19 protein-coding genes, 2 pseudogenes and 1 CRISPR repeat array are annotated in these 25210 nt (G+C 47.6%); of the genes and pseudogenes, 7 read left to right on the forward strand and 14 right to left on the reverse strand.

What is annotated here, in order from left to right; genetic code table 11:
* The first annotated feature begins 79 nt into the window (after nucleotides 1–79).
* Both msrA and msrB read left to right on the forward strand, forming a co-directional pair.
* Nucleotides 80–694, forward strand: coding sequence for a peptide-methionine (S)-S-oxide reductase MsrA (msrA, locus tag CBP12_RS04300; RefSeq protein WP_086963298.1), 615 nt, complete (start codon nucleotides 80–82; stop codon nucleotides 692–694).
* 2 nt (nucleotides 695–696) lie between these two features.
* Nucleotides 697–1167 carry a peptide-methionine (R)-S-oxide reductase MsrB gene (gene msrB / locus CBP12_RS04305; RefSeq protein ID WP_086963300.1) on the forward strand — a complete coding sequence of 157 codons (471 nt, stop codon included), beginning with the start codon at nucleotides 697–699 and terminating at the stop codon, nucleotides 1165–1167.
* Nucleotides 1168–1203: 36 nt separating this feature from the next.
* Here the strand turns inward: msrB and CBP12_RS04310 are convergent, their stop codons facing one another.
* The gene (locus tag CBP12_RS04310; protein WP_086963302.1) at nucleotides 1204–2691 is read right to left on the reverse strand and encodes a RimK family protein; all 1488 of its coding nucleotides are present in this window, start codon (nucleotides 2689–2691) and stop codon (nucleotides 1204–1206) included.
* Nucleotides 2692–2825: 134 nt separating this feature from the next.
* Between CBP12_RS04310 and CBP12_RS04315 the strand changes: the two genes are divergently transcribed.
* The 3 genes and pseudogenes from CBP12_RS04315 (at nucleotide 2826) to CBP12_RS04325 (ending at nucleotide 5433) form a co-directional block, all read left to right on the forward strand.
* A complete protein-coding gene (locus CBP12_RS04315; protein WP_086963305.1) occupies nucleotides 2826–3944 on the forward strand; it encodes a GNAT family N-acetyltransferase/peptidase C39 family protein in 1119 nt (372 codons plus the stop codon).
* Between the two features lie 237 nt (nucleotides 3945–4181).
* Nucleotides 4182–4652: pseudogene (locus tag CBP12_RS04320) on the forward strand (hypothetical protein); the annotation flags it as partial.
* 325 nt (nucleotides 4653–4977) lie between these two features.
* On the forward strand, nucleotides 4978–5433 hold the full coding sequence (locus CBP12_RS04325; protein ID WP_086963307.1) for a hypothetical protein: 456 nt from the start codon (nucleotides 4978–4980) through the stop codon (nucleotides 5431–5433).
* Between the two features lie 345 nt (nucleotides 5434–5778).
* Here the strand turns inward: CBP12_RS04325 and CBP12_RS04330 are convergent, their stop codons facing one another.
* Nucleotides 5779–6378, reverse strand: a complete 600-nt coding sequence (locus CBP12_RS04330; RefSeq protein WP_086963309.1) for a DUF5610 domain-containing protein — start codon at nucleotides 6376–6378, stop codon at nucleotides 5779–5781.
* Nucleotides 6379–6564: 186 nt separating this feature from the next.
* Between CBP12_RS04330 and CBP12_RS04335 the strand changes: the two genes are divergently transcribed.
* A complete protein-coding gene (locus CBP12_RS04335) occupies nucleotides 6565–7614 on the forward strand; it encodes an NADP(H)-dependent aldo-keto reductase (protein ID WP_086963310.1) in 1050 nt (349 codons plus the stop codon).
* Between the two features lie 47 nt (nucleotides 7615–7661).
* Here CBP12_RS04335 and CBP12_RS04340 read toward each other — a convergent pair whose 3' ends face one another.
* The 8 genes from CBP12_RS04340 to CBP12_RS04375 all read right to left on the reverse strand — a co-directional run bounded on the left by CBP12_RS04340 (nucleotide 7662) and on the right by CBP12_RS04375 (nucleotide 19617).
* Nucleotides 7662–7946: a hypothetical protein gene (locus CBP12_RS04340; RefSeq protein ID WP_086963311.1), complete on the reverse strand. Its 285-nt coding sequence runs from the start codon at nucleotides 7944–7946 to the stop codon at nucleotides 7662–7664.
* Between the two features lie 176 nt (nucleotides 7947–8122).
* Nucleotides 8123–9831: direct repeats of the CRISPR family, unit length 28 nt; unit sequence TTTCTAAGCCGCCTGTGTGGCGGTGAAG.
* Between the two features lie 128 nt (nucleotides 9832–9959).
* Nucleotides 9960–10592 (reverse strand): type I-F CRISPR-associated endoribonuclease Cas6/Csy4, encoded by a 633-nt coding sequence (gene cas6f, locus CBP12_RS04345; RefSeq protein WP_086963313.1) that lies wholly within the window; start codon nucleotides 10590–10592, stop codon nucleotides 9960–9962.
* 9 nt (nucleotides 10593–10601) lie between these two features.
* Nucleotides 10602–11627 (reverse strand): type I-F CRISPR-associated protein Csy3, encoded by a 1026-nt coding sequence (gene csy3 / locus CBP12_RS04350; protein WP_086963315.1) that lies wholly within the window; start codon nucleotides 11625–11627, stop codon nucleotides 10602–10604.
* A 29-nt stretch (nucleotides 11628–11656) separates the two neighbouring features.
* Nucleotides 11657–12604 carry a type I-F CRISPR-associated protein Csy2 gene (gene csy2, locus CBP12_RS04355; protein WP_086963317.1) on the reverse strand — a complete coding sequence of 316 codons (948 nt, stop codon included), beginning with the start codon at nucleotides 12602–12604 and terminating at the stop codon, nucleotides 11657–11659.
* The gene (gene csy1 / locus CBP12_RS04360) at nucleotides 12601–13866 is read right to left on the reverse strand and encodes a type I-F CRISPR-associated protein Csy1 (protein ID WP_086963320.1); all 1266 of its coding nucleotides are present in this window, start codon (nucleotides 13864–13866) and stop codon (nucleotides 12601–12603) included. Before csy1 ends, csy2 begins: the two co-directional genes overlap by 4 nt.
* 272 nt (nucleotides 13867–14138) lie before the next feature.
* On the reverse strand, nucleotides 14139–17546 hold the full coding sequence (cas3f, locus tag CBP12_RS04365) for a type I-F CRISPR-associated helicase Cas3f (RefSeq protein WP_086963322.1): 3408 nt from the start codon (nucleotides 17544–17546) through the stop codon (nucleotides 14139–14141).
* On the reverse strand, nucleotides 17543–18520 hold the full coding sequence (cas1f, locus tag CBP12_RS04370) for a type I-F CRISPR-associated endonuclease Cas1f (protein WP_086963324.1): 978 nt from the start codon (nucleotides 18518–18520) through the stop codon (nucleotides 17543–17545). The genes cas3f and cas1f overlap by 4 nt, the downstream gene beginning before the upstream one ends.
* Before the next feature lie 224 nt (nucleotides 18521–18744).
* Entirely contained in the window at nucleotides 18745–19617 is an 873-nt protein-coding gene (locus CBP12_RS04375; RefSeq protein ID WP_086963326.1) for a glucose 1-dehydrogenase, read from the reverse strand.
* A gap of 232 nt (nucleotides 19618–19849) precedes the next feature.
* Between CBP12_RS04375 and CBP12_RS04380 the strand changes: the two genes are divergently transcribed.
* Nucleotides 19850–20938: a methyl-accepting chemotaxis protein gene (locus tag CBP12_RS04380; RefSeq protein WP_086963328.1), complete on the forward strand. Its 1089-nt coding sequence runs from the start codon at nucleotides 19850–19852 to the stop codon at nucleotides 20936–20938.
* Nucleotides 20939–21517: 579 nt separating this feature from the next.
* On the opposite strand, the gene htpX is transcribed toward CBP12_RS04380, so the two are convergent.
* The 4 genes and pseudogenes from htpX to bioF all read right to left on the reverse strand — a co-directional run bounded on the left by htpX (nucleotide 21518) and on the right by bioF (nucleotide 25207).
* Nucleotides 21518–22387, reverse strand: a complete 870-nt coding sequence (gene htpX / locus CBP12_RS04385) for a protease HtpX (protein WP_086963330.1) — start codon at nucleotides 22385–22387, stop codon at nucleotides 21518–21520.
* A gap of 90 nt (nucleotides 22388–22477) precedes the next feature.
* Nucleotides 22478–23170, reverse strand: coding sequence for a dethiobiotin synthase (gene bioD, locus CBP12_RS04390; protein WP_086963333.1), 693 nt, complete (start codon nucleotides 23168–23170; stop codon nucleotides 22478–22480).
* Nucleotides 23163–24014, reverse strand: coding sequence for a malonyl-ACP O-methyltransferase BioC (bioC, locus tag CBP12_RS04395; RefSeq protein WP_086963335.1), 852 nt, complete (start codon nucleotides 24012–24014; stop codon nucleotides 23163–23165). The genes bioD and bioC overlap by 8 nt, the downstream gene beginning before the upstream one ends.
* 58 nt (nucleotides 24015–24072) lie before the next feature.
* Nucleotides 24073–25207: pseudogene (gene bioF, locus CBP12_RS04400) on the reverse strand (8-amino-7-oxononanoate synthase).
* Nucleotides 25208–25210 lie beyond the last annotated feature (3 nt).

Genomic DNA, 25210 nt, shown 5'->3' on the forward strand with positions numbered 1-25210 from the left:
TGACGCACTGGGGCGGTTGGCCATTTAGACCTAGACTAGGCTATGGTAACGTAGCTCAACATTAATGAGGAGAAATGTGATGACGGATCCGGTACTTAACCTGTTACCCCATGACTTTCCGGATGCGGAAGATGGCGCATTTTTATCCCAAGGCACACGTTCTTTAGTGTTAGCCGGCGGTTGTTTTTGGTGCACTGAAGCTGTGTATCGCCAGCTTAAAGGCGTACTCAACGTCACTTCTGGCTATGCCGGCGGCAGTGCCGATACCGCCAATTATCAAGCGGTGTGCAGCGGCTCCACCGATCATGCGGAGGCAATTCGCATTGATTACGACAGCCATATTATTGGGCTCGGTACCTTATTAAAAGTCTTTTTTGGCATTGCCCACGACCCCACCCAGCTTAACCGCCAAGGTAATGACTTAGGTCGCCAATATCGCTCGGTGGTGTTTTATCAAGATGAAGCTGAACACCAAGTCGTTGCAGATTATATCAAACTATTAGAAACCAATGGCGTCTTGCGCGCACCCATTGTTACTACCCTTGAGCCCTTAACCGAGTTTTTTGAGGCCGAGCAGCAACATCAAAATTATGCGGCGATTAACCCCAATCAGCCCTATATTGCCGCCGTTGCTCAACCTAAAGTGGCCAAGGTACAGCATTATTTTAAACATCGGCTGAAAAAGGATCTTTAATTATGGCTATTATTCCCAGCCCCTATGACCTCTCTCCCCCAAGCGATGCGCAATTTGCTGAGCTCATTGCCAATCTGAGCCCCGATGAGCAGCGTATTTTACGCCAGCACGGCACCGAAGCCCCTTTTTGTGGTGGTTTGCTAGATAATAAAAAAGAAGGCAGCTACTTATGTAAGCTTTGCGCGTTGCCGCTGTTTTCTTCTGCCTGTAAGTTTGAGTCAGGCACCGGCTGGCCCAGTTTTTATGCCCCTTTTCATCCCGATCATATTACTGAGCTTAGTGATGTAAGCCATGGCATGCGCCGCGTCGAAATTTGCTGCAAGCGCTGTAATAGCCACATGGGTCATGTTTTTCCTGACGGACCTGCGCCAACGGGCCTTCGCTATTGCTTAAACTCCGCCTCCTTGGATTTTTGTGAGCAAGGTGCCACTAAGCCCGATCCGCTGCGTCGCGGGGAAATTAGCTGCGTATAATACTTTTAGCGCGCCCACCGCGGCGCGCTATCATTATTAAGTAGCCACATTATTTAATTGAGCTTTAGCTTCAAAACGGCGCACAAAGTCTGCCATAACCAGCTCATAGAGCTTGTCTTTTAAAAATACATCCTCTACTCCATGATCAATATTAGGGTTATCGTTCACCTCAATGACCGCCACCTTTCCTTGGCCTTCTTTAATATCAACGCCATATAAGCCATCGCCAATGGCTTTTACCGCTTTTAAGGCCGCATTAAGCACATTAGCGGGCACCTCTGAGATTGGGAGCGTCATAAATCCGCCCGAGTCGGCACTTTTATCATTGTCATAATGGCGATAAATTTGCCAATGGCCTTGCACCATAAAATACTTACAGGCAAAAATAGGCTGGTGGTTAAGTACGCCAATACGCCAATCAAATTCCGTAAAAAAATACTCTTGTGCTAATACCAGCGCCGAGGCATTACGCAGTATATTCAAGGTATCAGTTAAGGTAGTGCGATCCCCGACTTTATAAATGCCTTTTGAAAATGCGCCATCGGGTATTTTTAACACCAAGGGATAACCTAGCGCTTGCTCCAGCAAAGCCGGCGTGGCTTTGGCTTTAGGATCCACCATCAGCGTTTTTGGCGTAGGCACTTTATGCAGCGCAAAGCTTTCTGCTAAAAACACTTTATTGGCACAGCGTAAAATAGAAGTAGGTGAGTCCATTACCACCAAGCCTTGATGCTCGGCTTTTTGAGCAAAACGAAAGGTATGATGATCAATAGCCGTGGTTTCACGAATAAATAAGCCATCATATTGGGCTAAACGGGAAAAATCTTTGCGCGTAATCAGCTCCACATTCACCTTTAATCGCGCGCCCGCTTTCACAAATCTTGCTAAGGCACTGGCATCCGACGGCGGCAGTGCTTCGTTGGGATCAACCAGCATAGCTAAATCAAAACGAGAGTGTTTCATCGCTTTAGGTTTGCGCCATATCATGCGTGAGTAGGCTTGTAGTGCGTCAGCAAAGGGCGATTGCTGGGCCGTATTTAAGTCGCGTGGCGATAAACTGGTTAAGCCAACCAGCTCCCAACGGCTGCGCTTTTTAAAACTCAGCTCTAAAATCGGGCAAGGTAGACGCTCAAATAATTCACGACATAAGCTGTTAAGCGCAGGCTCTGTGCAGTGGCCAAAGTAACTTTTAAATTTAAGCGTTTTTTCAGGGTGGCTGTGTGCATACGCCGTTAACGCCTCTTCAATGCCCGCAAAGCCAAAAGCAAATATGGCAGGATGGCGCAAATTGTTTAAGGTGGCCACCGAGGGAATAACTTTGTGCCCGCGCGCTTCTGCTAACAGCGAGCAATAATAGCCATTAGATAAATATTTATTATTTTTACAAAGATTAATTACTCGGGTGCGAGAGTTAGGCTTGATAAGGACGCGATTTAAAAAGTCTTTAAAATCTATCACCTGCTCACTGGGGTAATAGGGTGCCCACACACTTAACTCATCTACTACTACCATTAGCTCCGCCATGCCGGTGTCCATTTATTAGTTAGCGCCACTGTCGTGACTGTAGCGCTAAATTGTGTCAATGAGCGTGAAATATTCTCGCGGTCAGCCATAAATTATCGTACCTTGAAGTATCTCCTGCCTGCTTTGGGTGTCTTATGCAAACAGCCCAGATCCGCCCTGCTCTTAAAGCTGAACTTAATGCGCTTGTCGAACTTGAAAATGACTGTTTTACTCAAGATAAATTGAGCAAACGCAGCTTTCAGCGCTTTATCGAGCACCCCCAAGATAAGCTATTAGTGGCCGCACTCAATGAACGCTTACTGGGCTATATTTTAGTTCTTTTTCGGCGTAACACCTGCTTAGCCCGTATTTATTCGGTCGCGGTGTCACCCCAGGCACGAGGCTTAGGTTTAGGACAGGCGCTTATTGAAGAGGCAGAATTAGCAGCTCAAGCTCAGGGCGCGGTGTTTATGCGCTTAGAAGTGCGGGCGGATAATATTTGGGCGCAAAACTTGTACCAGCGTTTGGGCTATCGCCAGTTTGGGGTCTATCACAACTATTATGAAGACCGCCAAGTTGCACTGCGTTACCAAAAGCGCGTCCATCAGTACCATGCCGCCAGTGGCACCAAAGATGTGCCCTACTATCGCCAAACCACCGACTTTAGTTGTGGGCCCGCCTCTTTGATGATGGCGATAAGTGCGCTTGATCCTAGCTACCAACCTGAAATAGATGAAGAGCTGCAATTGTGGCGAGAAGCCACCACCATTTTTATGACCAGCGGCCATGGTGGTTGTGGCCCTCATGGCTTGGCATTAGCCGCCTTTCGGCGTGCCTTTAAGGTGGCCGTCATTATTAACCAAACTTCACCGTTATTTGTAGACAGTGTGCGTACTGTAGAAAAAAAACAGATCTTAATACGCGTACATCGCCAGTTTTTAGCGCAACTGGCCAGCGCTAACATTGAACTTACCTACGATCATTTTACGCTAGAACAGCTCGAGCAAGGCCTTGCCCAAGGCGGGGTAGCTTTAGTACTGATCAGTACTTACCATTTAGATGGCCATAAAGCGCCCCATTGGATATTAGTGTGTGCCATCGACCAAGAGTTTGTTTATATCCACGACCCGGATATCGATGAAGGAAGTGGCGAAAGTGCACTAGATAAGCAATACCTACCTATTGCTCGCCCCCGTTTTGACCGCCTAGCTAAATACGGAAAACAAGGACTACGCACCTTAGTGTGGGTATTTAAAGGCGACGCAGGTGGCTAAAAATAAGAAAAATAGCGCAGTAATTTGATGTTTTCTGTTAAAAACTGGCCATCACGGTCAGCTTCTGTCGGCAACGATTGCTCACAAAACAATCAAAATAGAGTGCTGACTCTAATAATATCAATCACTTAAATTAAATGTGCACAAAGTTGACACACTTTGTCACCAGATTCGTCTTTCTTTGCGCTCGAGATTTCGTATAGTGATCTCAAGTTACACAGCCGAGAGACTGTCATTATGAAAAAATATCTTATTAGCTTTGCATTATTACCCGCCCTATTAACCACCACTCCTGTCATGGCGGGTGAGGATCTTAAAACGATTCTAGGTGGTGGCGCGGGTGGTGCAGCGGGCGCCCTAGTGGGTCGACAAATGGGCGGCGACACCGGAGCCTTAATTGGTGCGGCCATTGGCGGTGCTGCAGGTGGCGGTGCCACGGCACACAGAGGTAATAAAAATGAAGCCGCACTCGGCGGTGCCGTGGGCGCCATTGGTGGCGCTGCCCTGGGTAAAGAAGCCGGTGGTCATAACGGTCAGCTTATTGGTGCAGGTGTAGGCGGCGGTGCTGGCTCTGCCTTAGGAGCGCGCACTGGTAATGGTCATGACCGCCATGTCGATAATAATTACTATCGTGATCACGACCGTTACTATGACGATCGCAACATTAGTAAGTACGAGTACAAACGCCGTAAAGCTGAGCGCAAACATTACCAAAACATGCGCAAGCAAGAAATTAAACACCAACAGCGTATGCGAAAGCAAGAGCACAAACGTCGCCAACAAGCCCATAAAAACTGGGTAAAGCGCCAAGAAAGACGCTATGACTATTAAGCTAAATATGGCGTAGTTTTACATGAGTAAACCAGACACCGAGTGTCGGTATAAATAAATGATTACAACTAAATAAAAACAAAAACGTTATAAAAATTAGATAAATAAAAATAACGTAACCTATTAATAAATGGAGTAGCTCGCTCTCCCTATACCAGCACTTTGTATAGTGAGAGCAGCTAAACAGCCTAAGAGAGATTCAATGATGTTAAATAAAAAAATAATCAGCTTTGGCTTATTACCTTTTATTCTGGCCACTACCCCAGTGTTTGCCGGTGAAGATTTAAACACCATTTTAGGTGGCGGTGCAGGCGGGGCGGCTGGCGCTTTAATTGGTCGCCAAATGGGCGGTGATACCGGCGCCTTAGTAGGGGCGGCCTTAGGCGGCGCAGCTGGCGGCAGTGTTACCGCGCACCGCGGTAATAAAAACGAAGCCGCCCTGGGTGGTGCCGTGGGTGCACTAGGTGGCGCAGCCTTGGGTAAAGAAGTGGGCGGGCACACCGGCCAGCTCATTGGCGCAGGGGTTGGCGGTGGCGGCGGGGCAGCGGTTGGCGCACGCACCGGTAATCGCTATGACGACCGCCGTTATGATAACGACCGCTATTATGACAATCGTTATAACAAGCGCTACAAAAACCGTCACTGGAGCAAGTATTAAACGCCTAAGTTAATCTCCACTACTGCTTTTTAAAAGCCCACTGCCCTCACCTGGCGTGGGCTTTTTTAATGGTTAACACCCCTAAGATTGTTTTGAAAAACGCTCAGCAATAAAGGCTTAAATACCCCATCCCGCTTGACCAATAAAGATAGATAGTAAGCTGCGCTACTAATAGCAGAGCACATAATAAGAGGCGCGAATTAGAAAGAGCTTACGCTTATCTGCAGTTCTGCTGACTAATATGGCGATTTAAAATACTCATCTTTTACCTACCCATAAAAAAAGTGGCGATCTGCTGTTACATCTCGCCACTTTCATAAAGTACGCTCACTTATTGCTAATACACTAAGCGTCGCCTTGCTCTGGCGCCTTACCTAATTTAGCTTCACGAAACGCTTCTAGCTTGTCGGTAATCAAACTGCGCGTAGCTTCGGCATTATCTTTAATACTGCCATCAAACACTTTTAAGCCATCCAGTACTTTTACCGCCTCACCATAGCCTTTATCAATCGACTTAGTGATGATAGATAAGAATTTTTCTACCTGCTCTTCTTCTGGCATTTTGGAGTTTTGCTTTTGAAAGGTTTCAAAAAAGCCAAGCGCACCGTCGACTATTCTCCCAGCCGTGTTTTCTGGTGACCAGTAATCTTCTGCCTGGCCGGCCATTTTTTCAGCGGTTACCGCATGCTCAACGCCCAGCTCCTTATTAATGGTATCCATGATCTCGGTATAGAGAATGTTCATGGCCTTATCATCGCCTTGTTTAACGCCACCAAACATGGCTTCTACTATGCTTTGATTGGCGCGCGCCTTAAGCTCGGTACGCGATGCGCTAAATTCTTCTGACTTTACTGGCGATGGCGCTTTTTCATGTTGCTTAACTTGCTGAGCATCAGCTCGGCTAGTCCGTTGAGCTTGATGATTGGAAATGGGAGGGACCGACATAGTTTAACTCCTCTTTTTATTTGCATTATGATGGCTGCTATCACACCAGCCTGCACCATTGTTAGCAAGCTTACAGCTGCCCTTATTAGGCTATCGGCAGTAAGCATCACTTTCTTAACCACAATTATTCACAGATGTTAGGCTAGAGGAGCGGTTTTTTATTTCGCCTATCAATAAGGAGCGCCAATGCAATATAGAACCTTAGGTAATACAGACTTAAAGGTAAGCCTCATTGGCTTAGGGACTATGACGTGGGGTGAACAAAATACTGAAGCCCAAGCGCACGCTCAGCTCGACTTAGCTCTGGATCATGGCATTAACTTTATTGACACTGCAGAGATGTATCCCATCCCCCCCCACCAGCATACCCAAGGTGAGACCGAGCGCATATTGGGGCGTTGGTTACAAAAACAGCCTAAGCGCGAGCAGCTTATTATTGCCAGTAAAGCAGTGGGGCCGTCTCGGGATCCGGTGCGCCCTTCGTATTTTAGGCAAGGGCAAGCTAAGTTGGATCGCGCTAATTTAATCCAAGCCGTAGACGATAGCCTGCGCCGTTTACAAACCGATTATATTGACTTGTACCAAATGCATTGGCCCGATCGCAGCGCCAACTACTTTGGCCAATTAGGGCTAACTGAGCTGCCCGAAGAGCAGACGGTGCCCATTATTGAGACGCTACAAGCACTGGATGAGCTAGTGGCCAGTGGCAAAATTCGCCACATTGGCGTGTCTAACGAAACCCCCTGGGGGCTGCATCAGTACTTAAGCTTGGCCAAGCAAGAAAATTTAACGCGCATTGCCACTATTCAAAACCCTTATAGCTTACTTAATCGCAGCTTTGAGGTAGGTTTGTCTGAGTTTTGCTTACGTGAGCAGATAAGTTTATTGGCCTATTCGCCGCTGGCCATGGGTATGCTCACGGGCAAATATAATCAGGGTGCGCGCCCAGATAACGCTCGCTTAAGTATTTACCCCCGTTTTAAGCGCTACCTTAATCCCCAAGCGCAAGCGGCCAGCGAAGCTTATACCGCCTTGGCGCACGAGCATGGTGTTAGCCCAAGCCTGCTGGCGCTGGCTTTTGTTAATACCCGCCCTTTTGTCGCCAGTAATTTAATTGGCGCAACTAACCTAAATCAGCTTAAAGAAAATATCGACAGCGCCAAGCTCACGCTTAGCCCTATTTTACAAAGCGCCATTGAAGCCATTCACCAAACCATACCCAATCCTGCGGTATAACCATTACTAGGCTGCCAAGGCAGCCTAGTAATTAAGCATTCAAAACATTAAGACGTTTGATTAGCTAGGTCGCGCAGATAGGTCACGGCTAAACAATATTGCTCTAGTTTATCTTTACAGCGAAACTGATTAAAAAACTTGCCTCTAGGCAGCGTTTCTTGGGCGGAAACTAATTGATTTAACCACACATCGCGCGGTTTCATATGAGTGGGAATAGGCCCCAAATCGCGGCTAAGCTGTAGCGATAAATCAGCAATTCGCCCGCGCAGCTTGCTCGAAGAGCGCAAGAGTTCATCGGTATGGGTAGGCTGAGTGCTTGCATCTTGTGGCATATTATTCCTCATCATAAGTGAAAAAGTGAATATTACAGCTCATTAAGATTAGCCCGCGGCCCTAATAGAAGCGAGCCTATTTCCCCTTCCTCCTCTCTTATTGCGACAGTAACAGTAAATAAAACCACCTGGGTGGTGGTGAAGACCACCTTGCCACCAATCCGCCACCCTGCTCATTTCTAAGCCGCCTGTGTGGCGGTGAAGAAAGGTCTTCGTTTTGTTGCTCAGCCTCTTGATTTCTAAGCCGCCTGTGTGGCGGTGAAGCCCGAGCGCTAACCGTTTCGGCGCAAAAATCATTTCTAAGCCGCCTGTGTGGCGGTGAAGCAAACAACGATGAATAATATTTTTTTCGTATTTTTCTAAGCCGCCTGTGTGGCGGTGAAGTGCAAGCCGGTGCACTTACCCTCTGAGGTGACTTTCTAAGCCGCCTGTGTGGCGGTGAAGCGGATCCATGTTCTGCACTTCGGCTTCGGTAATTTCTAAGCCGCCTGTGTGGCGGTGAAGCGATTTCCGCCATCTGGTCGTCTACGCACTCATTTCTAAGCCGCCTGTGTGGCGGTGAAGCAGTATTTACGCGCTTATGCTCGTTCTGCTGCTTTCTAAGCCGCCTGTGTGGCGGTGAAGAGTATCTGCCGGAATATCAGGCCTACATTGATTTTCTAAGCCGCCTGTGTGGCGGTGAAGCCTCAACCAGACAAATGTTTACCGCTTGGGTGTTTCTAAGCCGCCTGTGTGGCGGTGAAGGCGCTGTTAATCTGCATTAAGCCCATATCAACTTTCTAAGCCGCCTGTGTGGCGGTGAAGTCTAAATAATTACAGAGTTGCTAGCTCTTCACTTTCTAAGCCGCCTGTGTGGCGGTGAAGTTACATCGAAGGCAAGTTGCAAACCCGTAAGTTTTCTAAGCCGCCTGTGTGGCGGTGAAGCTCCAATAAAAAAAGAAACAATGGATATGACCTTTCTAAGCCGCCTGTGTGGCGGTGAAGATAGCCATATCAAAATGCACTTTTTCATTATCTTTCTAAGCCGCCTGTGTGGCGGTGAAGGCCAACACGGGCCGTAAAGTAGAGTGTGGCACTTTCTAAGCCGCCTGTGTGGCGGTGAAGTCAATACTGGCACTATCATCAACATCATTAGCTTTCTAAGCCGCCTGTGTGGCGGTGAAGGAGGCCGAAGCTGAGTTAAAGCGGCGGTTAGATTTCTAAGCCGCCTGTGTGGCGGTGAAGTTACCGAAAGACCAGAGGCCAAAACCCTCAACTTTCTAAGCCGCCTGTGTGGCGGTGAAGGGGGGTTAGTCCTTGAGTACTCTTGGATTGTCTTTCTAAGCCGCCTGTGTGGCGGTGAAGAACGTAAATTTAGCGCGTTGCCGTTTGTACAATTTCTAAGCCGCCTGTGTGGCGGTGAAGCTTTAACCAAAAAACCTACGGTGCCCGCGTGTTTTCTAAGCCGCCTGTGTGGCGGTGAAGACTCACACATCAACAGGTTTTGATATTCATCATTTCTAAGCCGCCTGTGTGGCGGTGAAGTAAAAGTCATCGCTGCCGTGAGCACGTTTTAATTTCTAAGCCGCCTGTGTGGCGGTGAAGAAGACAGGTGAGCGCGTCAACTGGAAGGCCGAATTTCTAAGCCGCCTGTGTGGCGGTGAAGGAATTGAGCTTAGAACTGATTCTCTTTCATGATTTCTAAGCCGCCTGTGTGGCGGTGAAGAGTGTTTTTTCTAAAAACATGAGCGAAGCAAATTTCTAAGCCGCCTGTGTGGCGGTGAAGGTGAAAATCGAAAGCCGAGCCGACACTTTTAATTTCTAAGCCGCCTGTGTGGCGGTGAAGCCTTGGGCGTCACCGAAGGGCAATCACTGGGCTTTCTAAGCCGCCTGTGTGGCGGTGAAGAGTAGATTTATAACATAAAAAATAGTTACAACAAAGGCTTAGCTAAGAATACGAGAAAATACCCTTATTTTACGCTCTGCTGTAACTATCTGTTTTAAATGTATATTTTTAAAGGGCTTATTTTTAGGTTAAAAATGGGGTACCGAGACTATTTGCTCGCCGCGCACCGCACTTAAGCCGTAACAATTAAATAACCCCTCATTTGCCTCTGGTAGCTCGACTCGCTCAATAAACAGCGGAAACTTAGCAGAGCCCATAGGGTTTCGGGTTTTGGTCTCTAAGCTTTCCATCCAAATAAAAGCAGGCGCTTGCTTAATTTGCGGTTTGCTTTTCTCTAATTGCTGCAAACAAAGCTCAAGATTTTGGCCCGACTTTTTCGACCAAAGCAGGGCTTTATCAAGCATATCTTTTTCAATCCGTGCCTGACCTTTTACCCGCCGACGAACGAAAGCGACATGGCTAGTTGACTCGGGCACCGGCTGAATCGATTTTTGATGAGTGTAATCCTCAAATCGACTGAGAAACCGAGCCAAGTTTAGCTTTTCTAACTGCCCTTTTTCTTTCGCTAATAGCCGCAGTTTATTGCCTAATGGAAAGCCCTTACTGCCATAATTGGGAAAACTCACCGCAATGGCGCTGTGCTGGTCATCCACCTTTTGTTCAACCAGTGCTATATGCACTTGCTGATAAATTTTCTGCCACAGAAAGCCTAAGGCACTCTCTGCATCGGGCAGTAAGGTGATGTCTTGGTAGTATTTCATGATCTACCTCTATTTATCACTTTCGCCAAACACACCACCACGCACTAAAACCGCCATCACATAGTGCTCATCCTCTATTCGTGATAATGCCTCGCCTCTTGCCCACTTATCAAAGTGGCTATAAAAGTCTTGCTTCTCTTTGGGTGTACGAAACGCAGTGCCTAAGTTAGTGACGGCGCCATAAGGTTCAATGGCGATCGGACCTGCGGTTTTTTCTTGATCCTCAAACGCCGGATACCAAGTATCAATAGAGCGCAATGCGTTACCAATTTTTTGGGAGTGCATGGCAGCATGGCCTTGCACTTGATACAGCACCTTGCTCTTTTTGCTTTTGCCTTTGTCTAACACCAGTTCTTCAGACGGATACACTTCTTGCGCCTGTCCAAGCTGGGCGAAAGTCGCAATTTCTAGCAGCAAACTGGTGTCGCCACCTGAAAGCGCTTGGGCAATTTTTTCAGCCAACTCAGTCAGCTGTTGGTCGGCATAATCAAAGTGGCGCGTGCCGTACTGCGTGGCATCAAAGATCCAGCTCTGAGTTTGATCTTTATTGAGTACTTTTACTTGCACTTCGATCTGTTCAACACCCACGCGGTTACGCCACAAGAAACGCGCATTGGCAATGTTAATGGCATAACGACGCGCCAGCTCACGAAAGCCTTCTTTTTCGATATACGCTTTGGCGGCCTGTTGGTAACTGGCTTTAAAGCCCGCACTATTACAGGCCGAGGGCGTTTCAACACCACCTAGCACTTTTAAGGTGAAGTAATGCTTTAGCGTCTCTTGTTCAGTACCTAAGGCGCAGGCATCCACCGTTTGTAGATTTGGCTTTTCAACTTCGGCATCCAGTTTGGCTGGATCATTCTTTACCGCTGCCTTTAAACGGTTGGAGATGGTGCCGCGTACTGATTTTTCCTGTAGCGCCAGCGGCGTACATTGGTCTTTATGATCCCAAGTAGTGCCATAAAAAAATCCATCGGAAGGAACTAGCTTCTTTTCAAATGCCAGTACGGATGCAATATCTTTTACTTTAGCCATGTTGTGCTCCAGTTATTCATTAAGTTAAGTTAGTAACGACCGTGGTTAATGAGGTCTGTTGTTTCGGGTTGTGCCTGTTGGCACAAATAAAGATTTTTATTAAGATCCGTGTGGTAGTGCCACAGCACCTCATCGAGGTTGTGTATTCGGTGTACCATCCTGAATTCGCCTAAGGTGACCACACTTTCGGCAAAACGATGGGGAGTATCGGGGTCGCGCTGATTTTTTGCGATACCAAGCGGGCTGATTCCCTGAAACCCCGTGGCAATAGGCACTATCCAGCCCGGCTTCTCTCCCTCAAGACCCGCTTTACGCTGGCTACGCCAAGTCATTTCACCGGCGTCACTCTGTTCACAGCTGTGGTGGATGGTGAGGTATTCAAGCATGGCATCCAGTGCGTCGGCGCCCTCTTCCATCGCTTGCTGCATAAGCTCGCGACGCTCAATTAACGCAAAACCCGGCATAAAATTAAGTAATAAGCGACGCACAGCTTGTTGCTCACTGTCATCTAATACGTGCAGTTGCGGAGTCTTAAAACCGAACAAATCACCGCCCGCTACCTTCATACGCGTTAACAGCTGCTCTAATAGCGGCAAAAATTCGGGGCGCTCCATGCGTGCTTCGTCAGCTTCTTGTGCTCGGTATTCAATCAGCAGACTCACATCGAGATGACAACGGGCCTCCTCAATAAAGGCGGAGCGTTTACCGTCTTTATCTAGCGGGTTGGCGGTACCAATAATAGAGTGCACAAAGTCTCCTGGCCCTTGATAGGTTTGCAGATCACAACGATGACTGAACACGGCAGTGGCGACTAATTCCAGCGTAGGGAAACCTGCCGCCTGTAATTTTCGCTGTAAAGCATGCACAAAACCCAACCAGGCCGTCATGGCGGGAAAGCCAATGGTAAAAGGGCTAGATAGCGCATTAGCGTTATGAATATCGAGGTGCGGTAATGCGAGTAGTCGACGAGTACTCATAGCAGCGCCTCCTTGTTCTGTTCAATAATGCGGGCGAAGGCGTCAAGCTCGGTATCGCCAAGTTGGATCGCCGACTTACCCGCTATGTTTTGATAGCTAAAGATAAAGTGGCGGGCGGCATCTTCCACTAAGGTAGTGAGCCAAGGCACATCCGTGGTGCGCTCGGCTCCATATTCAGGAAACAGCCACTGTTTTTGGTAACCGACCAAATGTTCGGGGCGCGCTTTAGGCTGTTCGGTGAAAGCACTACGCACCTGCCACATTTTTAAGATCAATTGATCGAGGTATTCCTGAATACGATAATCTCGTGCATTACGAATATTCAGGTTGTTGTAATTCGCGTTTAACAGCCGATGAAACGCCTCAAAAGTCTGTTGCAACTGTCTGGGATACAATACATCACCAAAAAAATTGCGGGTTGGCAGGCGTACCGCTCTAGGAGCAAGCTCGGGAGGCGTAGATAACAGTAAATGAGCCCGACCCGCATTTTGATTGTTTAGCACACTGATATTTTGCGGTTTAGTGCCGCCATAGCCTATGGTGGTCAGGTTATAAATTTCTTGATAACCCACGTCCGAAAACTGGTTATTTCTTCTTAGCTCTCTGGCGGCTTTGGTTTCATCAGAAAAACGTAACCTATCGAGTCGTTGGCGCAGTTCAAACATATGGCCCGAGTGACTCAAAGTAGATAGCAAATGATAGCCCTGCTCTGCAGTAGCAACTGGGAAATAAACTTGCTTGACTTTAGAGCTGGTAATGGCTTCATCTTTGATGACAACCATGTCTAAAAAACCGTTTTTCAATTCATCTGCATTGCCTTCGCCACGGGCTAATAAATTATTAGCCAGCTCGCTATCCTGCTGTAAATGCTCAAGTAAAGTGCGGCCATCTGCCATTACTAAGGTTAAAAATTTGTATACATCCAGTGCCGCTGCATTTCCCAGTGCATCGATTTCAACTTGCACATTACCACTGCGTAGAAAACCATCCGCAACACGATCAGCCTTGGCAATAACCGAGCTCACATAGCCATTTTTATTTTTACGCGCACTGGGGTGGCTAAAAGTACAAGGGTGACTCGCTAGCGAAATTTGCCGCGCTCGTTTAGCCGCATTAGGCAGCCAATTTTTGAGAGCAAAAACAGCGTCACATGCCTGTTCTTGCTCTCGTATTTCATGTTCTTCCATGGAAGCTTTGAGGTTCTTCTTTAACCAAGCGTCTTTACGCTCATTAAAGAAGGCCTCAATCGTCGCATCAAGCATGTTTGTATCCCTCTATCACTAAGTAATGGAGTAAGAATAGAGCACCCTAGTGACATGATCAACCACTATATACTCATTATTAAAAAACTAAAAAACTATGAAAGCTACTGTGACACCTAGTTTCTAAATGCACATTGGAAAGCGTTGGCGATCTCACTTACGCCTGCTAACATCGCCTTTCTGCCACGCAGGCAGCTTAGAAGACTATGTACTCATTATTTCCTTTACTGCCACATAGGCAGCCGGTGAGCCGCTCCTTAGGAGCGGCTCAATTATTTGAGCCTCACCAGCCCCAACTGCTCGTTATACCGATAGCGATTCCCGTCTTTGTAATACTGCAGGCTAATTTCACCTAGCCGCTGAGAGGTGCGCTCTAGGTCTTCTTCCCTTAGTGCGCTTTGCTCGGCAATTAATGTCCCGTAGTCACGTACTAACCAAAGTCGCGCCATCCTTTGCTCACTTAACGGTTGATGCGCAATACCGAGCAACTTCTCACACTCCACCCAACCACTATTTCGATCATAAATTTGAAAACGCGACCGACCTTGTTCATCGATGACACAGTAAAGATTGAGCCCAGGATCGCTGCGACGAAATTGGTTGAACTGCTGAGGTAGCGCCGTCATCCACCAGTAATCATCGGTATAGCCCCACAGGCTTTTCGGGCTTTGTGCTGGATCATCCTTAGGCGTTTGTTCGCCTTTAAGATAATGGCAGCCCAATGTCCGACCAATGGCGTGGTGCTCCAGTGCGGCAAGCTGTATCTTGGAGTCTTTAAACATTCGCGGCGTCGCATCCACACAGCGCTTGAGTGCAGCTTCATCAACTAAATCAGACAAGTTTCGAGAAAATAGCTGCATATCATCTTGCTCATAACCCGGTCGACTAAAGACGTTTTTTGGCTCACCTCGATAGCCTTTCAAGTTGAACTGTAACAATCCCATATTGGGGACTTCATTATTTGGCTCGGCGTCGCGATGACGGCGCACTCGACCCGCCAATTGAATAATTGAGCGAAAAGAAGACGGCTCCACCACCGCCCAATCAAAATCATGGTCGCGCCCTACTTCTTCAACCGGTGTGGCCACTAAAATAAAAATGAGTTGTTTGCTATCACCGCTATCAAGATGCTGGCGGATAATCGGATGCTGAAAGACGCCCTCTGGATCATTAACGGGCGTTTTTCGTTTTAACACCTGATCCAAATGCTGCTCTTGAGCGTGACGCAATAAGAGCACTTGCTGACTGTGATAGGCCATCACTCTTACCGTTACCTCTTCTGGCCAAACCGCATCTAATAAATATTCGGTTAAGGAGACACAAGGTAAAATATTGGCGCAGCGCACCACACCAAAAGAAACCTGACGACCAGTCTTATTATCTTGTTGATGATGCTGATGATGTTTAGCCAGCACCGCCTGCTGAATAGCAGAAAAATAGCTCAACTCATGGCTTTCATCTGCCATAGGCTCAGCGAGTGGGATAATTTCTCCACGGCGCTTAACCGGCTCGGCACGCAGCTTGGTGACACGCTTTTTGATGAAAGCCTGATGAGCTGCCTGATAGTTAACCGTCGCCGCTTCGCCCTGATTAACGGTAACCAGTTGAGAGTTAAATTCATCGGTCCAGCCACAAGCCACTTGGCTACGTTGATGACGACTGGCAGCAAACAGCGCCCAGCCTTTTTGATAGGCAATAAAGTAACTCAGCGCCAAATCTGGCGGTATGGTGGCCGACGAAATCATGACTTTGCGCCCCAGCATGCCCGCCAGAAAAATCAGGCGGCCAATGGCCACCAGATCTTCACCGGTAAAGTCGTCAATCTCATCAATAACCAGATCAGAAGACATTAGGCGCAGACTGGGCAGAATATAGCGCCCGCCTCGGGTGGTTTCGGTCGCCGCCATCATATGATCAATGGTGCAGGCCAATACGGGGGCATAGAGCAAGGCACGCTCTTTGCGCCCAGTCAGGACTGTGGTCAATTCATCTTCTGGCAGTATATTTTGCCAGCGATCATCATCATCCTCGTTCTTATTAAAACCAATTACGTCTTCTTGCTTATCTAGCAAAGGATCGATTGATTCCGAACCGTAATCTTCCCCTGCAAGAGGTTGGACTTCTTTCTTATGTTCTTTGCTAGAGCCTTGATGCAGTTCTAAAATAGCCTGCGAACCGATTAATACCGCTAACTCATTATCGGCCAAACCAATACGATCACGATATTCATCGCCAGTTTGCAGGGTTAACGTCCTTAAGCCCAAGGCTAGAATAAAGCGCAGGCTTTGTTGATCATCAGATAAGGCTTGCATGATTTTGGCGTTAGCCAAGGTTTTACCCCGCCCAGTGCTGGCCATATTGACGATAAAGTAGCCGCCGATATTATCGTCATTCTCTTGCCGATATTCTTTAATGGCTGTTACGGCTTTATCTTGCCAGCCAAATTGTTTCTTGATGGCAGGGGCTAATTTTTTCGAGGGTTTGAGCTGTTGCACATCTTCCGCCTTTGGCGTGTCACGCTCAAAACGCGGCAACATACGACAGGTATTAACGGCAATATTAGCCACATTCACCAAGTGCTCATCAAGCTGTTGCTTAAGCTGTCCTTGCTCTGGCCCAGCACTGTGGGTATTAGCAAACAAGTTAACGGTATTCGGCCAGTTAAATGCCGCAGCCTGTGAGGAATAATAGTGATCGCCCACCATCAGGCAAAGCCGAGCATGGTGGGCAATGGTACGCCAGCTGCCATCCTGTACCGCCTGCGCAAATAAAGGCAAATGCGCTTCTAGCTGTCGGGCTCTGTGACTGAGCGCATTCAACCAGTGCTGGGATTTTGATAACAGCCCCTGTGGAAAAACAAAGCAATCCTGTAAACGCTTCTGGTACTGAGCAGCGTCCTCATCTTTACGACACAGATTTTCATAGCCCCATTCTTTACTGAGCCGAGCCAGCAGCTGCTGTGGATTGCTGTTTTCTCGGTCGCCAAAACTGGCTTTATTTTCAGGCTTAGGCAATCGATGATGGGACAGTACCAACCAGAGTAGCAAGGTTGCCGCATCAGGCAGGCTGCTAAAAGGCGCATGCTCTGCTTTTAATTGTGGTAAAGCAGCCGCCAGTTGCTGCTCGTTAATGGACTGATTTAATAAAGGTGCCAACCAGCTGCTATCGTGTTCAGGCTCCTCACCGGTTTTCACCAGTGCCATAATTAGCAGACTGGAGATCCACTCATGACGTAAGGGGTCGCCTTTAAAGCTTGCTTTAGAAGCAGGCTGCAATTTATCCTGAAATAATTTTGTTGCTTTGCCCCAATCATGCAATAGTGCCGCCAGGCCGGTAAAGGCCTTGATCAAGGGCAGATATTTCCAGTTTTTCTCTGCATCATTTGTCAGTAAATCCTGTTCAGTACTGTTCACCGCCACCACGCCCTCATTATTAAATTTCTTTTTATTACCTACAATCCAGCGCAACTGACTGCGCGAGCGCGAGCGTATCCAGTGGCAGCTAACGGCGGTGCTTTTGCTGGCAGTCTGGCGCAGCATTTTTCGAACCGTCAGCAAACCTTCCTCGGTGATCAGCGTTTGCCAGGTGTTATCGCCAATGCGGTTAGCAAAGGCATCCAATACCCGACGAGTTCTGGGCAGAGCTTTCTTTTCGCACTGAGAAACAAAGATCACCATCATAATGTTGGCTCCTCTGTGCTTTCTGCAGCTTTGCCTTGCAGGGCGATGGCTTTCACGGTATCAAACATATAATCCAGCGCTTTATGATCGGTAAAGGCTTGCAGCACTTGCTGGCGAAATTCTTGTTCGGTGGCGTTTTCTTTGGCACAGACAAAGGCCCATGGCAGCACCAGCGCATCTTTAATCAGATCCGCTACATCAAACACCAGTGCGCCCCGGCGAGTTTTACCGTGCATCACCGCAAAGCCATGCGGAATGCCTAACACCCATAGACAGCAAGCAGCTAAGCCATAGGCCAAATAGTTACCGTGATTTAGAAAGTCATTGGCTTTATCCACTGACTGATGTTCACGAGTAAAGCCACTTTGTCCGGTAGCCTCGGCGGCGTATTTGTAGAGCACCTTAGTCAGTTGCGCTTCGGTAAGCAGCAAGTCACTAGGCTTAATGGCGGCAGCCGTGCGGCTAGCAAAGATATCGAGTGCTTTTTGAATTTGGCTATCATTAAAATCAAAGCCTTCTTGCTTAAGGTCTCGGTCTTTTTGCCACACCTTTTTTAAAAACTCGATGCGCGCTTGCTGAAACTGTTGGCCTGCATTAAGGCGTTTGTCGTCATCAAACCAAAAGCTCAGCCAGCCTTGTAGGTATTCGGTGGGTCGGTATTCTCCCTGAGGAGTGAGCCACTCAATTTCACTGCCCATATACAGCGGTGTGCCTCCGCCGCCACAAAAGCCAACCAGCACGCCAGCTTGAGCCAGCATCCGTATTGCCGCTTGAGTAATGGAAGTGCCATTACCCAATAACAATACAGTGGTGTTAGCAATGGGAATGTTGTAGTACAGGTTTTCTTTCTCGGCATCGGTCAAATACAGCACTCGGCCATCTTTTTGCATGACCCTGCAGTATTCTAGGTAAAACAAATTAGCACGCTTGGAGTGCAAAATAGCTTTTAAATCAGACGGTGAAAAATCGTCCATAGATTAACTCTCTATAATGGCGCATCCGCTACCATTATAATTATTGATCTTTTAATCAAGACATTATTAATATAATTACCGCATAATGAGAGCAATCGCGCAAAAAAAATAAAACATTAATAAAATAAGAAGCCATCGCTTTATTAATTGATCTATAACAAGCAGATGTTTATAACTAATAACATCTGCTTGTCAGGTAATATTAAAAACTTTTATAAAGTAGGTTACCCGCCGACAATTTCTCCACCATTCACATGGATCACTTGCCCAGTTACGTAGCTGGCATCTTCACTGGCTAAATATAAATACGCAGGCGCGACTTCATTGGGCTGGCCGGCGCGCCCCATGGGGGAGTTTTTACCAAATGTTTCAATTTCTTCTGGGCTAAAAGACGCTACGATTAATGGCGTCCAAATTGGCCCTGGGGCCACGCCATTAACACGTATCCCCTTTTCTGAGCCGGATAAGTTATTAGCCAGCGCCCGCGTGAAGGACAAAATAGCGCCTTTAGTGGCGGCATAGTCTATTAAATGATCACTGCCGCGATACGCCGTAATAGAGGTGGTGTTTATAATGCTGGCGCCCTTAGATAAATGGGGCAGCGCGAATTTGCTTAACCAAAAATGCGGATAAAAATTAGTCTGTACGGTGCGCTCCAGTTGTTCGGTGGTAATATCCGTTAGCGAGACTTGCTCTACTTGAGTGCCAGCATTATTAATTAATATATCTAAGCGCCCAAACTCAGCTAGCGTTTTATCAATAAGCTGTTTGCAGTGTTCTTCTTTTGATAAATCCCCTGCTACTAATACACAGCGGCGCTGATAGCGCTCTACATGCTGCTGAGTGGCCTTGGCATCTTCATGCTCACATAAATAGCTAGCAACAATATTGGCTCCTTCTTTAGCGAATAAAATAGCCACCGCTTGGCCAATACCACTGTCGGCACCGGTTATCAGCGCCACTTTGCCCGCCAACTTGCCATTTGGATACTCTTTAGGCAGTACTTGTGGCTGAGGATCTTGCGCGTGCTGCGAGCCCGGTAAGTCTTGCTGTTGTTGAGGAAAAGGGGGATTTGATGATGAGTGATGCTGGCTCATAATGGCTCCTCTTATACAATAAGCGTGAATAACAAGGCAGACTGAGTTTATTGTCTACTTTGATTAAGCTTTAGCATAGTATGAGTCCGGTGCATGTGCGCCTTAGCACTGGTTCTTTAAAGCACCATAGTGATAAATATCTGTATAAAACAGCAGAAAACGCTAAATTTTAGGAGTAGCATAAGGTAAGCTTATATAAATACGCATTTTGCATACCCCTTTGAGGCTAACGATGTTTTTTAGCGCGCACAAGAAAAAATCCCAGCTATTAAGCCAGCAGTTATTGAGTACCCAACAAGAATTAATAGCCCTACAACAAGAAAATACCGAGCTTAAACAGCGCCTTCGTCAAGATGACACTGCTTTGACTGACACTCAAAATAAGCTGCATTTGAGTGAGCAACTGATGGCAGGGTTGAGCCAATTTGGCCGCTCACTGTCTGAGCTTAAAAGCTCATTTTCAGACTTATCAAGCATGCTGGGCACGCGCCGCGATGAAGCCCTGACCACGCGCGATGAGTCTTCTCATATGCGCGACGGCATGCAAGGGCTAGTGAAACAATTAAATGAAGCCCGTAGCCACGCGTTAGACTCTTCACAAAAAATGAACTCACTGGAAACGGAAACCAATGGCATTGCCGACTTAGTTAATGTGATTGATGGCGTATCTGATCAAACTTCACTGTTAGCTCTTAATGCCAGCATTGAAGCAGCGCGGGCTGGCGAGCATGGCCGTGGTTTTAGTGTGGTCGCCACCGAAGTGCGCAATTTAGCCTCTCGCACGGGCGAGGCGACAAAAGAAATTGAAGAAGTCATTGCCCGAATTCGTAACCAAACCATCGCTGTGGCGGGCGTTAGTCGCGAAAATAGCGTAGAAATGGAGCAACTGGCAGGCGAGGCAGAGTCGGCACGGCTGCGCTTACTTAATTTAATTGAGTTAGCCAATACCTCATCTAGTGCCTTAGATGAAGCGGCGGTGCTTTCAGAAATTGAGTTAGCAAATTTAGAAGAATTAGAAATTAAGCTCACCGTTTATCAAATTTTATCGGGCTTATCTGATACCCAAGCCGAGGCGCTACCTGATGAAACGCAATGTCAGTTAGGACAATGGTATTACCAAGGCAGTGGCGCTAAACACTACAGTGGGCGTTTAGATTTTGCCGCTATCGAAGCACCGCATCGTTTAGTCCATGTATATGCTAAACAAGCGGTTAAGGCGCATCATGAACAGCGTGGCCAAGAGGCACTGACGGCGCTATTAGCCATGGAAAGTAATAATTTAGATGTAATGACGAAATTGCGCCGCCTGATTAATGCTTAAGCAATACAGCAGCAAGTCATTCGCTAAAAAACAATGAAGTTAAAGGCAAAACCAGATCCTGATTTTCATCAGGATGACGGCATAAAGCAGACATAGTGCTAAGTTGGGTCTTACCAGACGTGCTCCGATACCTCGCTCTGTGTTTAAAGTCTAAATACTAACACGAGATCCTGATTTTCATCAGAATGACGGCATAAAGCAGACACAGTGCTAAGTTGGGTCTTACCAGACGTGCTCCGATACCTCGCTCTGTGTTTTAAGTCTAAAACTAAGGCGAGATCCTGATTTTCATCAGGATGACGGCATAAAGCAGACATAGTGCTAAGTTGGGTCTTACCAGACGTGCTCCGATACCTCGCTTTGTGTTTTAAGTCTAAATACTAACACGAGATCCTGATTTTCATCAGATGACGATAGTGAGACAGATATAGCGCTTGGCCGTCTTACCGGACGTGTTCCGGTATCTCGCTTTGTGTTTAACAAAACTAAGATGACGGCAATAAAAAACACCGCCTGCAAGGGCGGTGTTTTAATAGAGTGTTACTGGGTTATGTTTTCTCTACCCTTTAGTCTTCACGCTTACAAATTACGCAGGCTTTGAATGCGTTTTTCTAATGGCGGGTGGCTCATAAATAATTCGCTGCTACCGCGGCCAGTAATACCAAATGCCGCTAACGAGCCTTCTAGCTCGGCTTGTGAGCCTTGACCAAGGCGCTGCAAGGCCGCAATCATTTTATCTTTGCCCACTAATCGCGCCGAGCCTTCATCAGCACGGTATTCTCGATAGCGGCTAAACCACATTACAATCAGGGACGCGAGCATGCCAAACACCAGCTCTAAGACCATGACCACGCCAAAATAAGCGATGCCGCCTAAGCCGCCGCCCTCTTCATTATCACGACTCATGGCGCTGCTAATTAGGTTGGCAATAATGCGGGCAAAGAACATAACAAAGGTATTCACCACCCCCTGTAATAGCGTCATGGTGACCATGTCACCATTAGCAATATGGCTAACTTCATGGGCAAGTACGGCTTCGGCTTCATCACGGCTCATGCTATACATTAGGCCACTTGATACCGCCACTAATGAGCTATTACGACTAGCACCCGTGGCAAAGGCATTCATATCGGGCGAGTCATAAATACCCACTTCTGGCATACCGATGCCGGCTTGTTGAGCTTGGCGCGTTACGGTGGTGAGTAGCCAATGCTCTAGTTCGTTGCGGGGCTGATCAATAATTTGCACATTGTACGCGCGCTTGGCCATCCACTTAGAAATCAGCAGTGAGATAAATGCACCACCAAAACCAAATACGGCACAAAATACCAATAACCCCCCTATGCTGCTACGGTCAATGCCTAGCATAGAAAACACTATGTTCAGCACCACACCCAATACCAGCACCACGGCAAGGTTAGTGGCAATAAACAATATAATACGCTTCATACTTTCCCTTTATATTAAAAGTCTAACTCTATAATGGGGCCGCGTGCCCCTTTTTCAAGCGCAGATTATGGCTTATAACGCGCCTTTCGCCTATATGGGAGCCGAGCTTAATGGCGAAATATCGATAAAATCAGCCCCTTTTTGATGCGCATTATTGGCTAACCAAGGAATCTCCCCCAATAATGGGGCCTTAATACGCTGAGTTAAGGTATCTATGTTGGCTTTTACTTGCGCCATATTAGGGTCAATATGATTAATCACCCAGCCGGCTACTGCTAAGCCATCATTTTCAATGGCCTCTAAGCTCAGTAAGGCATGATTAATACACCCCAAGCGCAGTCCCACCACTAGAATGACCGGCAATTGCTCATCTTTAACCCAGTCTGATAGATAATGTTGCTCATTAATGGGTAAGCGCCAGCCCCCCGCCCCTTCAATAAATATCCACTCTACCGCGTGTTGACTAAGACTTGCTAAGTCGCGACTGAGGCGAGTGCAACAAATTGTCCTATTGCTTTGCCGTGCGGCGATATGCGGCGCAATAGCGGGCGCAAATGCATAAGGGTTATGCAACTTATAAGGCAGTGAAATGGAAGAGTGGGCTTGCAGTGTGAGGGCATCGCTGTTTTTAAGCTCACCGCCAATATGCTCACAGCCAGAGGCAATGGGTTTAAAACCCAGTACCGTATCGCCCGCTTTAGTCGCGGCTTGCATTAGCGCTTGGGTGACAAAGGTTTTGCCCACTTCAGTGTCGGTACCGGTAATAAAAAAGCGCTTAACCATAAACCACTCCATAAGCCAGTTGATATTCGGCCACACACTGACCTTTTTCATTCCGCGGATAGGTGGCATTAAGCTGTTGCCAGCGCGCTTTACCCAATAAGCCGCTGGCACGGCTAGCATTTACCCGATTGGCGCCTATCCCTTTAAGAGCATGCAATAATGACTTTAAATCACTAAAGGTCAGGTGCTCCCACTGATAATCGCAGTGCCACCGCTTACCTGTATTTTCCAAATCGTGGGTTAATTGTTGACGGCTTATAAAATGATTAATGGGACTGGCTAAACTCTGTGCTTGCCAGCACTTGGCCAAGTTTGCCAAGCTGCCCTCTACTAAGGTGGCAAAAACTAAGACGCCGCCCGGTTTAAGACACCGGCTCCAGTTCGCCAACCAGGCAGTGGAGTCTTGGCTCCACTGCATACATAAATTAGCAAAAATAAAGTCCAGGCTGTGCTTGGCAAAGACTACCGTGTCCATATCGGCACATAATCGGATAAGGTTCGCCTCTTCGCCTAGCTTAAGGCGCGCTTGTTGCAACATAGCGGGCGATAAGTCGAGCGCAAAAACTTGCTCGGCCCGCGCGTTAAGCTGGGGTAGAAACCAGCCACTGCCACAGCCCAAATCAAGCCCAGTTGCCACAGTGGGTGGCAAAATATGGCTTAATTTCGCTAATAAGACATTGCCGGTGCGTTGCTGCAGCTTATTATTCTGCTCATAGCTATGTGCCGCGCGGCTAAACGCCGTCGCCACTTGGCTTTTATTAATCATCGGTAGTGGATGGATGAGCGAGCTAGCTTCTGGCGCTGGAGCCTGACTAGACACATGTTCATAAGCTAAACAGTCCATAACATCCCTTGCATAAAATACCTCAACCCTATCTCGTTTCATTTCGTTTTAGACAGATTTAGACACAGCGTTCTAACGCCACTAGCAAGGCATCAATGTCTGCCAAGGTATGAGCCGCCGTTAACGTGATACGTAATCTGGCGGTGTTAGCGGGCACGGTAGGTGGGCGTATGGCGCCAACCCAACAGCCAAGATCACGCAATTGCTGACTAAGACCCATGACTTTTTGCTCATCACCCACCACTAGCGGTTGAATCGCTGTGTATGATGGCATAAGTGAAAAGGGTAAGTGTGTTGCGCCGGCTCGAAAATACTGGATCAGATCCTGCAAGTGAGCACGTTTACTGTCGCTCGCGCGCGCCACTCGCACGGCCGCTAAAATCGCTGCCGCTTGAGGGGAGGCAAATGGGTACTGTAAATATAGCCGCGCGCATGGTTAATTAAATACTCTTTCAGCGCGCGATTCCCCCGATAAAAGCACCACTAACGCCTAATGCCTTACCAAAGGTCCCCATATGAATATGAACCTTATTAGCACTGACTTCTTGTGCGCTTAAGGTACCGCGCCCTTCCTTTCCTAGTACGCCTAAACCATGGGCATCATCAATCATTAACCAATTTTGGCTATGCGCAGCAAGTTGGCTTAAGCCTTGCCAGTCGCCTTGGTCGCCGTCCATGCTAAACACGCCCTCTGAGATAATGAGTCCGGCGTGGGGTTTGAGCTTAGCCGCTAACGCCGCCATGTCATTATGAGCAAAACGCTGCATCTTAGCGGGGCTGAGCGCGCCGGCTTCTTGCAGTGAGGCATGGTTAAGACGGTCTTGCCACACCGTATGCGCTTTGGTGAGTAAGGCATGAATAAGCGCTTGGTTGGCAGCAAAGCCCGAGCTAAACAGTAATACCGCTTCTACTCCCAACCAGTCGGCTAGTTCACTTTCAAGCTCTCGATGAATGGCGTGATGACCCACCACCAAAGGGGAAGCTTGTGCGCCCACGCCAAACTCAGCCGCCGCCGCTTGGGCGGCGTTGATCAGTTGCGGCGCTTGGCTTAAGCCTAAATAGTCATTACTGGCAAAGTTGAGGTAGGTGTTACCTTGGCTCACTAATTCGCGCCCACTCACCTTATCGATAACCGGTAAATACCGTCGCAAGCCCGCTGCTTCTCGCTCGGCCAAACTTAAATTAAAGGGCATATT

It is taken from the genome of Oceanisphaera avium (genome assembly GCF_002157875.1).
GTDB classification, from domain to species: Bacteria; Pseudomonadota; Gammaproteobacteria; order Enterobacterales; family Aeromonadaceae; genus Oceanimonas; species Oceanimonas avium.

Bases quoted from the DNA above. Each gene is read 5' to 3' on its own strand.
- cas6f (WP_086963313.1), bottom strand. From the start codon at position 10,592: ATGAAATACTACCAAGACATCACCTTACTGCCCGATGCAGAGAGTGCC.
- CBP12_RS04325 (WP_086963307.1), top strand. From the start codon at position 4,978: ATGATGTTAAATAAAAAAATAATCAGCTTTGGCTTATTACCTTTTATT.
- msrA (WP_086963298.1), top strand. From the start codon at position 80: ATGACGGATCCGGTACTTAACCTGTTACCCCATGACTTTCCGGATGCG.
- cas1f (WP_086963324.1), bottom strand. From the start codon at position 18,520: ATGGACGATTTTTCACCGTCTGATTTAAAAGCTATTTTGCACTCCAAG.
- csy3 (WP_086963315.1), bottom strand. From the start codon at position 11,627: ATGGCTAAAGTAAAAGATATTGCATCCGTACTGGCATTTGAAAAGAAG.
- csy2 (WP_086963317.1), bottom strand. From the start codon at position 12,604: ATGAGTACTCGTCGACTACTCGCATTACCGCACCTCGATATTCATAAC.
- htpX (WP_086963330.1), bottom strand. From the start codon at position 22,387: ATGAAGCGTATTATATTGTTTATTGCCACTAACCTTGCCGTGGTGCTG.
- msrB (WP_086963300.1), top strand. From the start codon at position 697: ATGGCTATTATTCCCAGCCCCTATGACCTCTCTCCCCCAAGCGATGCG.
- CBP12_RS04380 (WP_086963328.1), top strand. From the start codon at position 19,850: ATGTTTTTTAGCGCGCACAAGAAAAAATCCCAGCTATTAAGCCAGCAG.
- CBP12_RS04375 (WP_086963326.1), bottom strand. From the start codon at position 19,617: ATGAGCCAGCATCACTCATCATCAAATCCCCCTTTTCCTCAACAACAG.
- cas3f (WP_086963322.1), bottom strand. From the start codon at position 17,546: ATGATGGTGATCTTTGTTTCTCAGTGCGAAAAGAAAGCTCTGCCCAGA.
- bioC (WP_086963335.1), bottom strand. From the start codon at position 24,014: ATGGACTGTTTAGCTTATGAACATGTGTCTAGTCAGGCTCCAGCGCCA.
- CBP12_RS04335 (WP_086963310.1), top strand. From the start codon at position 6,565: ATGCAATATAGAACCTTAGGTAATACAGACTTAAAGGTAAGCCTCATT.
- CBP12_RS04315 (WP_086963305.1), top strand. From the start codon at position 2,826: ATGCAAACAGCCCAGATCCGCCCTGCTCTTAAAGCTGAACTTAATGCG.
- bioD (WP_086963333.1), bottom strand. From the start codon at position 23,170: ATGGTTAAGCGCTTTTTTATTACCGGTACCGACACTGAAGTGGGCAAA.
- CBP12_RS04310 (WP_086963302.1), bottom strand. From the start codon at position 2,691: ATGGCGGAGCTAATGGTAGTAGTAGATGAGTTAAGTGTGTGGGCACCC.
- CBP12_RS04340 (WP_086963311.1), bottom strand. From the start codon at position 7,946: ATGCCACAAGATGCAAGCACTCAGCCTACCCATACCGATGAACTCTTG.
- csy1 (WP_086963320.1), bottom strand. From the start codon at position 13,866: ATGCTTGATGCGACGATTGAGGCCTTCTTTAATGAGCGTAAAGACGCT.
- CBP12_RS04330 (WP_086963309.1), bottom strand. From the start codon at position 6,378: ATGTCGGTCCCTCCCATTTCCAATCATCAAGCTCAACGGACTAGCCGA.